Genomic DNA, 13988 nt, shown 5'->3' on the forward strand with positions numbered 1-13988 from the left:
ATGAAGAGTATATATTGCGTCATAGCGTTATTTATATATCAGCAGAGTCTGGCCCAATCGCCAGACTCTCTTCTACTTAAAGATTACCAGCCTTACTCCATCTACAATATCCAAAAAACGACGATTCATCAAGCTCAATGGCCCGTCATTGACATGCACTCACACCCGTATGCTACTTCTCAAAAAGAGCTCGATGAATGGGTAACAGTCATGGATCAATTTGGAATAAAAAAAACCATAATCCTTACAATGACTACTGGACAGGAATTTGACAGTCTAGTTGACGTTTACTCAAAATACCCAGATCATTTCGAGCTATGGTGCGGAATAGACTATACTGGATATGAAAAAGAGGGCTGGACAAACCATGCCATTACTGAGTTAGAACGCTGCTATTCCAAAGGAGCGAAAGGAGTTGGAGAATTAGGCGACAAAGGGCATGGTTTGATCTATTCCAAACCAACACCTGCTTACAATTTACACATCAATGACATACGATTACAACCACTCATTAGACGTTGTGGAGAATTGGGCATGCCAATCAATATTCATGTCGCAGAACCCAAATGGATGTATGAGGCGATGGACAGTCATAACGATGGCCTTATGAATGGATATAAGTGGCGAATCGACACCACACAGACATCATTAAATCACTCTCAACTTATCCAATCTCTAGAAGAGGCCATCTCTAAAAATCCCAAAACAACTTTTATCGCCTGTCACTTTGCAAACTGTAGTTACGATCTCAGCATCTTATCCAAGATACTCGATAATCACCGCAATTTATACGCAGACATTTCTGCACGATTTGGTGAGACCGCCAGCATTCCAAGACATATGCTTGCTTTCTATAACAAATATCAAAACAGACTCCTGTTCGGTACGGACATGGGTTCAGAAAAAGAGATGTACGAACTAGTATTCAGGATTTTAGAATCTGATGATGAACACTTTTACAACCCATACTATTTCAACTACCATTGGCCATTGCATGGTTTTGGCCTATCGAAAAAAGTACTCAAGAAACTCTACTATGAAAATGCTCAAAAACTTCTTTCGCACTAGTATAGGACTCACTGCTTTCCTGTTTTTTTTTGGATGTAATAATTCAAATTTTGTGGTCATCACAAACGGTGACTTGCAAATGAGTATATCCAACCAATTATTCACAAAACTCTCCGACACCTCAAAACGACAAGACTTAACGTCACTTGGAGCGACCGAATACCTTGAAATAGATAATCGACGACTTGAGTCATTCGAAGTGACCGAAAGAAAAGTCAATGAAACAAAAGAATTAGGCGGTGCTAAAATTTATACCATTTCTGGAATCAATAAGGAGACTAAAATCTCCAAAACAATAACAATTACCGCATATACACTACATCCAGACCTACTCACTACTCAAGTGACCTATATCAATCTCTCAGATCGAGACATAGCTATCAAAGCTTGGATCAACCAAGCCTATACAATCTCATCACAACGTGAAGAAACTCCCTTTTGGGCATTCCAAGGATCATCGTCCAGCGAACGTGCAGATTGGATCAAACCAGTCACTCCAGGCTACTATCAAAAAAACTACATGGGAATGAACAACTCGGACTATGGTGGTGGAATCCCGTTGACTGACATTTGGAATCCTGAAATAGGTATTACCATTGGACACGCCGAACTAAACCCTAAGTTAATTTCTCTACCCACAGAGATGAAAAAATACGACAATGAAGTTTCAGTATCCATTCGACAAGATTTTTCATACCCACAATATTTGGCGGCTGGTGACACATTAAAGACTTTAGAGACATTTGTATCCATTCATTCGGGAGATTACTACAACGGATTGACCAAGTACTCCAAACTCATGCAAGCCAAAGGTATCCAAATGCCAGAGCCAGAACCTTTTGCATTTGAACCTATCTGGTGTGCTTGGGGCTATGAAAGGAACTTCACAGCAGACGAGGTAGTAGGTACCTTACCAAAAGTAAAAGAGCTCGGAATCAAATGGGCAGTTTTAGATGACGGTTTTCAACTAGCAGAAGGTGACTGGCATGTAAATCAAGATAAATTCAGCAAAGGAGATAGCCAAATGCGCGAATTGGTAGATGAAATTCATGCACAAGGACTAAAGGCCAAGCTTTGGTGGGCACCTCTAGCCGCAGACCCTGGCAGTGATTTACTCAAAGAGAATCCAGACATGAGACTATATCTTAGTGATTGGGCTCCTCAGTACATTACCTGGTGGGATGCATACTACCTCTCCCCTTCACACCCGCAAACAATCCAACACACCCAAGAAATCGTAAATTTATTCCTCAACCAATGGGATTTTGATGGACTAAAAATGGACGGTCAACACATGAATGCCATAGCACCAGATTACAATCCCAAAGCTGGGCTCGAATATCCTGAGCAAGGATCAGAAAAACTTCCAGCTTTTTTTAAATTAATCTACGAACAGGCACACACAATCAAACCCCACGCTGTAATCGAGAATTGCCCCTGTGGCACATGCATGTCGTACTTCAATATGCCTTATATGAATCAATCCGTTTCCTCTGACCCCACAAGTTCTTGGCAAATCCGACTAAAAGGCAAAACTTACAAAGCACTCATACCAAATACTGCATATTATGGCGACCATGTAGAACTGAGTGACAATGGAGACGATTTTGCTAGTTCATTTGGAGTTGGAGCTGTACTTGGTACCAAATTTACTTGGCCAAAAGACAACCCAGATGCCTCTGGCAGTTATCTATTGACAAAAGAGAAAGAGGTAAAATGGAAAAAATGGTTTTCTCTTTATGATCAAAAAATGTTATCCAGAGAGATCTATAGGGGTGATTTATATGATATTGCATATGACCGTCCAGAAACTCACCTCATACAAAAAGGAGATACCTTACATTATGCCTTTTACTCAGACTCTTGGGATGGAAAAGTAGAACTGAGAGGTTTATCCAAAGGACAATATATAGTCCGAGACTATGTCAATCATCGAGAGATTGCTGAGATTTCTGATCAAACCAACAAACTAAACATTCAGTTTAAAGATTTTATTTTATTAGAAGTTTATCCAAAATAATATGAGCATCATTTTTCCAAGACCCTTTGCCATAGCTATAGATGACTTAGGCTGGCTAAAAGGATACGACGAGGGCGAAGAAGGTTATGGACCTTATAGGCTAGGTATCGATCGTCTCACCACCATCGCTGACTATGAGGCGGTCATCGACCTAGCAAAAAAAGCTGGCGTAAGATTACAAGGCCTATTTATATTAGGCGAAATGGACAGAGAAAATTTTCTTGGAGACTATCCTACCACGACACATTTTAGAGAAAATTGGGACAACAGCGAAAATATCTCTGACTTGCAGCTTGAAATGATGGAATATGTAAAACATCATGGAGCTCACCTCGAATTTGGTTTACACGGTATAGGTCATGAGTTTTGGCCAAAAGAAGGAACAAGAAGAAGAGCTGAATGGTACAATACGGATGACGACCACCCTTGGCCAGAAGAAGAAATTCGCAAACACGTGGAATGCTTCGTCAGAATCATGAAACAGTATGGAATAAGCAAAGAAGAAGGTCATTCCTTTCCAGAAAGCTTCGTCCCATGCGCTTACAGCTACTACTGGAATCCCAATGGAACATATAGCTTAGGCAGTGTACTAGGAGAATACGGTATTAGATTCGCTAATACCGACTTCACTCAGATACCCGAATGTAATCCTCCAAAAGAAGACAATGGAGGAGGTTTTGACCACAAGGTTCACGTAATGAATCGCTACAACTATGGGAATTTATGGTGCGCTGAAGCCAAGCTCCCAGATACTCCACTAGCCGACCAACCTACAGATTACATAGAAACTCATTGGCCTAACCTACTATATAGTAAAGAAGAATCACAACAAGACGTAACAGCTAAATGGGTGGACTACTATCAATCTGTACAAAAAGATAGTAGTCGGTACTGTGCAAAAAACACAGAACAGATGCACTCTCAATGGCTATATAAAAAATACACGAAAATCACAGAAAAAAAACCTAATACAGTCCATATCGACAACACTGAAATGCCAGATGAAGTGTACGCCAATTTATCTCCTAGCAACATGGTTTTAAAAATCCAATTGAGCGAGGGACAACACATTTCTTCTGCAACACTAGATGGAAAATGCATTCCTGCATATTTTGAAGATCAAGGATACGCCTTCCTATACCTACCTCCACTCCTTCAGAAAAAATATGAGTTGAAGTATGAATTAGGAGTTACCCAAATCTCTCAGATAGTATGGCATGACAATACTTCCAACATACTTGACACTTCTTGTACCAAGGAAGAGACCCGTGTCAAACTGAGGTGGTATGGTAGACAAACATTAAGAATACTGAACGTAAAAACTCCAGTAGAAATCTCTTCCAACAATCAAAAATTAAAAATACTTGACTGGAAAGTAGAGGGTGAATATCTGAATATCGATCTGGAAGCACACGATATCCAAGGTGAAACAGGAACGATTCAAATCAAATACTAAAAGCCTCTACTAGGTTTAGTGAGTTTCAATTAGAGTTGAAAATGAGGTTGTCTTAATAGACAGCCTCTTATTTTTTCTGTTGATTTCCCACGCTGTTTCCGAGTAATACGTTTGCTTGCGCTTTTATCGGGAACCACCGACAGGTTATATAAAAAGAAGGGGACAGAAACTCAAAACTTATTCCTATCCCCTCTTTCCTTTCAAATAAATGGCTATGTCTAGTTTAGTTGATTATTTTCACCAACCTGCTATAAGTTTTGTCTCCAACAGAAACCTTTGCCATATACAACCCAGCGTTCAAATATTCCGAAATATTAAGTGACAAAATTTGATTACCAACATGTATCCGATCACTGTAAGTCGGCATGACTTGTTTTCCACTCAAATCATAAAACCTCACATCAACCAGAGATTGCTCTGGCAATGACAAGGATATATTTATTTCCCTACTCGATGGGTTTGGATAGAGACTAAAACCAACTACTCGTGTCTCCTCAAGCTCAGAAACCCTTACTCTGCTACCCGCAGAACCCATTACATAAGGAGAAGCCGCACCACCTGTAGTAGGGATGTATCCAGATGGAGACCACCCAGAATTCATCATTTTGGCAGCCAGACGAATTGTAGAGGATAGACTGCCTAGTGAAGACTTGCTGATCGCCATTTCTATCACCGATCCGCTTTTAGATACGGTGACCGCACCCAGGCTGGTCCATGACCACCCAGAACCTTGACCATTGTGAGCAAACAAAGTCCCGTTTTCTACCATATAGTCAAATCCAGTTGACGGCCAATCAGTATAGAGATATTCATTACTTCCAGCCGAAGTGCTGTTGTCCGTATCGATGAATATTTCATAGTTGGTGTCTATAGTGCCAGTGACTAATAAATACAGATATTGAGAATTATCAGCAACCTTTAGACTCGTCGGTCCACCAGAACCACTCGTGGAAATACTCGAGATAGATGACCAATCACTGGTGCTGCCATCTACGGTGATACTGAGAGAACCACCCCCGCCGCCACCGCCTGATACGTTGGTTTCATACGCGCCAATGTCTACTCTAGAACCTTGGACTCTTGTGTTGCCATCTAGATCCAACTGTCCTGATCCACTATACGATGGATCACCAGCGTTGACAGCTGGGGACGATGTGCCTATGGTGAAGTCATTGCTACCTGTATTGGTGAAAAGCGGGTTTTGCGTTACAGCATTGGCATCTCCTGATACGTTGTAAAACAAACTAGAGGTAGTGCCGTTGTCTCTCCAGTACAAATTGTAAGACTGAGTCTTGCTGCTACTACTGGTCCCACCCATCTGCACGATGGCATATCGGCCATTCGTAGGATAGAGGATGTTGTTTTTAATTATACTTCCAGCGTTGTTTTGAAGCGCTATTTGACCATTATCATATGTGCCAGTCCCACATTTGTAAAAGGTGTTGTTGTAGATTTCAGAGTTGTTGACGGTACTGGTGGTGTTCGATCCTAGGAATAGACCTGACAGGCTACAATCGTAAGCTAAGTTGCTCCTCAGGATGTTCCCGTTGGCAGACTTTCCAGCCACTTCACACCCAATTGAAAATCCGACTTTATAATTGTATACAATGTTGTTTTCGATCAAATTGTAACTACCTCCATCGGTATAGATACCTCCTGCAGCGTCCAAACCAGCAGGACCCGCATAGTTACTAACGGTATTACCACGAATGGTTCCACTTCTCGCATAATTCACATTGGCAGGAGCTCCAGTCCAGGTAAAATGACCTGCAGCATCAATCCCTATGTTGGTATTGCTATTGAGGGTATTGCCTTCTACCAAAAAGTATTCAACATTACCTGCGAGGGTTAGACTTTCACTATATCCAGTGATACAATCGTGTATGTAGTTGTCACCGATGTAAACATTTTTAATAGAGGTGGCGGTGGAACCTACTATAGCTATGGCGTGTGACGACTTGGTAGGGTCTGGCATTGTCGTTTTTCCAGTGGTCCATCCAATGTTATAAAATTCACAACCCGTGATACTCGTACCATCTCCGTATCCATGAACTTTGATTCCATCTGCATAATTACCCCAGTTGTTTCTGAAAACTAAATTCTGAACAGAAATGTTATTAGAATTATAAATTTCCAAGGCAATGACACCATTGGTAGCCTCTGATGAACTCCCATGCATGTAGACAGTCCCGTTGTAGCTTTTCAATGTGATATTAGATTTACCACTCAAGACGAACGGTCCAGTGTAGGTCCCGGCCGAAATAAAGATAACATCCCCAGAAGATGCGCTTGTACACGCACTAGCCAGTGCCGCGGTGTTTGAAACGTAAACATTGGCTGCCTGAGTACGCATAGCCATGGTACTGATTATCAGCAATAACCCAATACTAAAGTGATGTAATTTTAGATTCATAGTTTATTATTTTAGTTAAAAATGGAGAGAAAGATCGTTTGATCCTTCTCTAATAGATATGATTGAAATAGTTGTTATATTCTTACTCGGTTAGCTACCTGAATTGTTTCTATGTAGCAAATCGAAGAATGCTACAAAGGCATCACACTTATACCATTTCTGCATAAAGATGCCTTGGTTAAGCGCACTGATGCCCATAGACACATTTTCGCTAGAAATGTTCGTGTTGGCTATCAGTACCTTATCCGTCAGGTCAATGACTTCTATTCGAGAATGGAAGTCGGACTGAGCCAATTCTTCCTGCCTTAGAAGCATGTTATCCAGTGAAAATTTGCTTACCCCTAATTCGATAACAGACCCACTCTTATATACGCTGGCAATTCCTAGGTTCGTTCGTACAACTTCATCCGTTGCTTGCCCTACCATACGCATAAAACGTCCTATTCTCAGCCAAAAGTCAAAGCCCGTGGATAACCGTCTGTATCTAAATTTTCATTACTGCCAGCAGAGTGCTGTTGTTTTATCTATGAATATTCCATAACTGGCTTCAAATATCCCCTAACAAGCACATAGGATAATCTACTTTGGGTGGTGATTTCAAAACCGTAGGGACTTTACCACACTCTACTCAAAGGTAAATCCTTCATTTTGGTCAAATCCAGATACCTTTCCATAAAACGAACTTTTGCACTGGATAAATTGGTCATGACCAGCAGTACCAGCCTTAATAATAGTTCTCGTCTGCTGGAGGAGATTTTGATTGGTTAAGTAGTGATTTAATCATACTTCTTATGTTTTAGTTTAAATTTTATTTCAAAAGCTTTCTTTTTACCGATAAACCCTTCTACACGTATCATTTGTACTTAATAATAAATATAAGTAAAATATTTACCCTTCATAACATTTTCTTAATTTATATTTTATTTACAAAATCTTTATATATGGGCTTAAAAAAAAGCCCAAACACTTTTTCATGTTTGGGCTTTGAACACTCAATTATTAGACAAGCCATTACTGAGCCCTCAATTATAAGGTCAACATTGCGTTAAAATCTACACTCTTTTTTATTTTACATACAACGGTGCAATTCTTTACGTTTAGATTCCATGAGAACCGTCTATGACCCTACTTCTTATATATCCAATTTTATCCCAGGATAATTAGACCTTAACTCTCTTATATATTCTTCTGACTTAACCTCATTGGCTTTCACTTCACGCTGAATACCTAATATCCCCCAATCCCTATGTTCTGGAATCAGAAGAGGTATCTTTCTGATAAACCAATATTTGTCTCTACCATTTACACTTACTTTTTCCAAACTATATACTGGAATTCTACTTTTGATAATTTTCATCTCTTCCTCCCAATATTTAACTGCTACATCCTCTGAGAAAAATGCAGAATCATCCTTCCCAAGAATATCTTCTACCCCTACTCCATAATCTTTGGCAACAGATTTATTCACTAAATAAAAGGTGCCTGTTGGATCTTTTACTTCTACCTTATCCTGTAGCTCATTGAGGATATTCACAAAAAGCTGGTTTTGTTCCTTAGCTGAAAGAAGAGCTGCTTCAGAGGCAGCTCTTTGATTTTCAACCAACATTTTCTCCTGCTCTCTATTCAATCTCTCACTTTCCTTCATATCAGTTATATCTCTGGAAATTCCGAAAATACCTACAACTTTTTCATCGGCTCCATACAATGGCAGTTTATTAACCAGAAAATAACGATCCCCACTCTTTTGCACATGATTGAGCAGAGGTTCTTTAGAATAAATAATCTTCTGTTCTTCGTCCAAAGCTTCTTGAGCCATATGACCCAACAATTCAACATCAGATTTACCTAATAACTCTTCAGAATCTTTGACCTCATACAATTCTTTCATAGATCTACTCACCCTCGTGAAACGGCTTTTCAGATCCTTGAAATAAATAAAATCAGGCATATTCTCAAGCAAGGCATCTAATAAGCCTTTTTCCTTCTCATAGGCATCCTTCATTTTGAATATAACCTTATTATCCACATTTTCATCAGACAGTTTTAGCATACTTACTCCATCCTTGAAATTCTCTGCTATCTCTGATAAACCTTGAACTTTACGCTCATTAAGTCTCATCCCTCTAGACAGCTCTACTGCTGAAGCTGCTACTTGTTCAGAACCCGCAGCAGTCTGCTCAGCGATAACTACTATCTCTTCTGTCAGAGATAGTACACTTCTCACATCCAATTCCTGCCCATTTGTAGCTTTCAATATTCCTTCAGAAAAGCTCAGCGTCCTCATAGAAGCTTCCTGAATCTCCTTGAATGCACCAGAAGTAGTTTGAGCTACACTCTGTCCCATGGTCACACTCTCATTCATTTGTTGTACAGCAACTGAAGCAGACGAAGTGTCGTCTTGCACCTCATCTACCAAAGTCTCAATTTCTTTTAAAGAGTTTTTGGTATCATCGGCCAGCTTTCGTATTTCTTCTGCTACTACCGCAAACCCACGCCCAGCCTCACCAGCCTGAGCAGCTTCTATTGCAGCATTCAAAGCAAGTAAATTGGTCTGACTTGCTACATCTTTGATCAATTTGATAACTGTCAACATTTGCAATACCCTCTTCTGAAGCACCTGAATTGAGTCATTGGCCTTAAGAGTAGACTCTGATATTCTATCCATGCCAGATAGCACTTCACTGACCATCACCAAACCTTGTTCACTTCTCTCTACACCTTGCTTGGCTGCATTGTATATACCCTCCGAACTCTTTCCCATTGCTTGAGCCGAAGACAAGATGTTTCCGATCAATCTAGAAGCTTCATCAATTTTATCTACTTGCGCCTGTGCCCCATGACTCATTTGATTAATGGATGAAGCTATTTCCGTTGTATTCACAGACATTTCTTGGGTCGAACACTTCATTTCTAAAGCCGACTCATCAATACTGTGGGCATTTATAGCTACCTGAGTCAACAAACCATCCATGTTGTTCAATGCCAAATTCAGGTTTTTTGACAAATCACTCATCTCACCATCCGTTTCAAATGTTAAACGCCTAGTCAAGTCACCTTGTGCCATGGCATTCATGATTTCATTCAACGATTGAATTGGACGCATATAGGAATTTAATCGGAGATATATAGATTGATATAGCTCGAACCAGCGTCCTTTCAATATCATCTCTTGATCCAACTCTTTCTTAACTCCAGATTGTATCAATTCATCAAGATCATTTATGAAAGAGGTGATCTTAGTTTGTAATAACTCAAAAGAGGTTTTTGATGGATTCGAGTCTGGTAAAGAAAAATTGAGATCTCCTGTACTTATTTCATTAACACAGGTTTCAATCTCTCGCAACTGTGTGTGTTGTAGCTCAAGTTTTTTCCATACCTGAAACATTGATGGACTTAACACCTCCTCAGGGTCTTCAATCAGCTCACTCTCTTCACTCCCAAATTTTTGGAGCAAAGTTAGTTGCTTGTCATACTGCCTTTTTTGACTATAAATTATCAACAACAGACAGCCTAAAGAAATAGGAATACAGAGAGCCTCACTAAGAAACCCTCTGAATGAAGCCCATAATACTAAAACATTAAATGCACCAAGAATTATAACATACCCATGAGTGTATAAATTGAGGGAAAAAATATTTCGAAAAATTATGATCCCTAGAAACACTCCAAATGAGACCAATCCCAAAATCACATCCCAGTTGACTAATTCATCCATAGCTAATAATAAACTCTACTAGTACCTGTCATCAAAGCCAAAAATTGGCTTACGACTGATCCACTTTCCTCTCGTAAAATCTGGAAAAGCTACAGGCTCGCTTCCATCTGCAATTGACTGCTCTGACAGACATGTAACTGCCGCCCAAGAAACAGCATCATACACATCCATAGGCATAGGCTCATTTCTTTTCAGTGCCTCGACAAAAGCATGAATCACAAAGAAATCCATCCCTCCGTGTCCTGCATCTTTGGAGTCTGACTCAAATTTTTTCCAAAGCGGATGATCATACTTCTTCATATACTCCTCGTCGCTCTCCCACTCATGCGCAGGACTTTTACCCTCCACATAGATACCATTGTTTATATCCATCCATAAACCCTTGGTGCCCTGAATTCTGAACCCTAAAGAGTAAGGTCTCGGCAAGTTGGTGTCATGAGTGAGTACAATAGACTCTCCATTGGCACATTTAATCACTGTTGTTACTATATCTCCAAGTTTGAATTTCACATCTGCATTTGGATGATTTTCTCCTCCGTTAGGATGGTTGACTATATACTCGTGTAATCCTCTTGATTTTGTAGCTGTAGATGTCAAATACTCAAATCTATTTCCTCTGTTGTTGTTAATGCAGTGAGCGACAGGCCCCAAACCATGCGTAGGATACAAATCTCCATTTCTTTTTACCGAGTGGTCTGTTCTCCATTTGGCTTCACTATACCCTTTTTCTCCAAACTCAACTCCTCCATCATAAAGCTGTTTACCATCATTAAACTTAACATGGCGAAGATCGTGCTCATACCCTCCTTGAAGATGAATAATCTCTCCAAATAGATTCTGACGTACCATATTTAGCACAGCCATTACATCTCTTCTATAAGCCACATTTTCGAGAATCATAAAAGGCGTACCTGTCTTTTCATAAGTATCAACCAATGCCCAACATTCTCTGATATCAAAAGCTCCAGCTACCTCTAGGCCTACGGCCTTCTTAGCTTCCATAGCATCAATAGCCATAGGCGTGTGCCAAATCCATGGTGTAGATATGATGACAGCATCCACATCGTCCCTTTTGAGTAGGTCACGATAAGAATAAGAATTATCACTAAAAACCGCTGGTTTTTTCATTCCCGCGTCTTGTATCATTTTAGATGCACCAGCTACACGATCTTTATCTACATCACAGATGGCTGTCACTACGATATCAGACCTACGCAGAGTCAAGGCCAACTGACCTGTCCCTCGTGCTCCTACACCTATGAAACCCAACCTAATTTTATCAGTCCCTTTACCAATTCCAAAAGCAAAAGATGGACTTACTAGCGCTAGTGCTGCACTAGCCGCTGTTTTCATCACAAAATCTCTTCTATCCATAATATTAAATTATATACCAACCGGTTCTTATAAATCAGCCACAATATAACAAACATTCATTCAAAGAAAGGAAAAGAAACTAATTTTTTATTTAAATATAACCTTTCGAATGTTTTTTAATATGTTTGAGCTAATTATACTTTCGAAAACTTATTAATATGATATTATCGACATTAGACTGGTCATTTGTTATCGGTTTTTTCATCATTTCACTCGGTATTGGTATATGGTCTGCCAAGTGGGGAAACAACAACGCAGATGACTATTTCAATGCAGGGGGAAAAATGCCATGGTGGCTTCTTGGCGTATCAATGGTAGCTACGACCTTCTCCACTGACACACCCAATCTAGTAACTGACATAGTCAGGCGACACGGAGTATCTGGCAACTGGACCTGGTGGGCATTCTTGCTCACAGGCATGCTGACTGTTTTTGTCTATGCGCGACTTTGGAAAAAATCAGGAGTTGTCACGGATGTAGAATTTTATGAATTACGATATAGTGGTAAAATCGCCAGATTCCTGAGAGGTTTCCGAGCTATATACTTGGGGTTTATCTTTAATGTGATGATCATGGCTACCGTATCATTGGCCGCCATTAAAATTGGCGGTGTATTGCTCGGGCTTACCCCAGTTCAGACTGTATTGATAGCTGGTACAGTTACTGTGATTTACAGTTCACTCGGTGGATTAAAAGGTGTATTAATCACTGACTTCATTCAGTTCTTTCTATCTATTGGCGGAGCATTTATTGCCGCCTTCGTAGCACTACAACATCCTAAAGTCAACGGATTGACCAACCTTCTTGCTCATGAAAATGTAGTGGACAAATTAGACCTCTTCCCGTCCCCTTCTAATCCTGAAGTTTTCATTATGATTTTCCTAATACCACTTCTAGTTCAGTGGTGGTCGGTGTGGTACCCAGGAGCAGAACCTGGAGGTGGAGGATACATTGCTCAGCGCATGTTTGCTGCCAAAAACGAAGACCATTCTATCAAAGCTGTTTTATTTTTTAATGTTGCCCACTACGCCCTGAGACCTTGGCCATGGATTATCGTGGCACTTTGCTCATTGGTAGTATTCCCAGATTTGGACAGTTTCCTTGTGGCATTCCCGCATGCAAAAGACATTATAAACAATGACCTAGGCTATCCAGCCATGCTCACTTTTATTCCCTCTGGATTACTCGGCATAGTTGTCACCTCACTGATAGCTGCCTACATGTCTACAATCTCTACTCACCTCAATTGGGGAGCATCCTATATTGTCAATGACTACTACAAGCGTTTTATGCGCCCCAACGCGAGTCAAAAAGAAATGTTAAACACAGGCCGAATCATTACAGTCATATTGATGGTTTTCACCATGATTTTTGCTCTTTTATTAGACAATGCCTTGAGTGCCTTTCAGATATTACTCCAGATTGGAGCTGGTACTGGCTTAATCTTTATCTTGAGGTGGTTTTGGTGGAGAATTAATGCTGCCAGCGAACTATCCGCTATGATCAGTAGCTTTTTTGTTGCAATCTATTTCAATCTCATTCATGAAGCCATAGGTTTTAACCCATTACCAGATTGGCTGGAACTATTGCTTGGTGTTGGTATTACCACACTGGTTTGGATCACTGTCAGTTTGGTTTCTTCTCCTACCAGCACCACTGTCTTAGTCAACTTTATCAATCAAGTCAATCCAGGTGGACCAGGTTGGAAAAGAATAGTGGAGAAAGCCAAAAACGAAGGTTTCGAGCTCACTGCAAAACCTGAAAAATGGAAAATACCAGTAGGCATCCTATCAATGATAGCTGGCACAATTGGTATTTACTCATTCCTCATGGGAACTGGCCTTTTTATTTATGGACGTCACCTTAGCGCAACCATATTGATGGCCATCTCGGTAGGCTGTGTATTTGTTTTGAAAAAACTTTGGGTAAAATTGAAATAACA

Annotated in this window: 8 protein-coding genes; 4 read left to right on the forward strand and 4 right to left on the reverse strand. The window is 40.2% G+C overall.

The window, feature by feature from the left end; genetic code table 11:
- The 3 genes from N6H18_RS18075 (at position 1) to N6H18_RS18085 (ending at position 4544) form a co-directional block, all read left to right on the forward strand.
- On the forward strand, positions 1-1068 hold the full coding sequence (locus tag N6H18_RS18075; RefSeq protein WP_262309685.1) for an amidohydrolase family protein: 1068 nt from the start codon (positions 1-3) through the stop codon (positions 1066-1068).
- 79 nt (positions 1069-1147) lie between these two features.
- A complete protein-coding gene (locus N6H18_RS18080) occupies positions 1148-3088 on the forward strand; it encodes a glycoside hydrolase family 36 protein (RefSeq protein WP_262309686.1) in 1941 nt (646 codons plus the stop codon).
- 1 nt (position 3089) lies between these two features.
- Positions 3090-4544, forward strand: coding sequence for a hypothetical protein (locus N6H18_RS18085; protein WP_262309687.1), 1455 nt, complete (start codon positions 3090-3092; stop codon positions 4542-4544).
- A 223-nt stretch (positions 4545-4767) separates the two neighbouring features.
- On the opposite strand, the gene N6H18_RS18090 is transcribed toward N6H18_RS18085, so the two are convergent.
- The 4 genes from N6H18_RS18090 to N6H18_RS18105 all read right to left on the reverse strand — a co-directional run bounded on the left by N6H18_RS18090 (position 4768) and on the right by N6H18_RS18105 (position 12046).
- On the reverse strand, positions 4768-6957 hold the full coding sequence (locus N6H18_RS18090; protein WP_262309688.1) for a T9SS type A sorting domain-containing protein: 2190 nt from the start codon (positions 6955-6957) through the stop codon (positions 4768-4770).
- A gap of 90 nt (positions 6958-7047) precedes the next feature.
- The gene (locus N6H18_RS18095) at positions 7048-7389 is read right to left on the reverse strand and encodes a hypothetical protein (protein WP_262309689.1); all 342 of its coding nucleotides are present in this window, start codon (positions 7387-7389) and stop codon (positions 7048-7050) included.
- A 700-nt stretch (positions 7390-8089) separates the two neighbouring features.
- Entirely contained in the window at positions 8090-10672 is a 2583-nt protein-coding gene (locus N6H18_RS18100) for a methyl-accepting chemotaxis protein (protein ID WP_262309690.1), read from the reverse strand.
- Between the two features lie 18 nt (positions 10673-10690).
- A complete protein-coding gene (locus N6H18_RS18105) occupies positions 10691-12046 on the reverse strand; it encodes a Gfo/Idh/MocA family protein (RefSeq protein WP_262309691.1) in 1356 nt (451 codons plus the stop codon).
- Between the two features lie 158 nt (positions 12047-12204).
- On the opposite strand from N6H18_RS18105, the gene N6H18_RS18110 reads away from it, so the two are divergent.
- Positions 12205-13986: a sodium:solute symporter family protein gene (locus N6H18_RS18110; RefSeq protein WP_262309692.1), complete on the forward strand. Its 1782-nt coding sequence runs from the start codon at positions 12205-12207 to the stop codon at positions 13984-13986.
- The last annotated feature ends 2 nt before the right edge of the window (positions 13987-13988 follow it).

It is taken from the genome of Reichenbachiella agarivorans (assembly GCF_025502585.1).
GTDB classification, from domain to species: Bacteria; Bacteroidota; Bacteroidia; order Cytophagales; family Cyclobacteriaceae; genus Reichenbachiella; species Reichenbachiella agarivorans.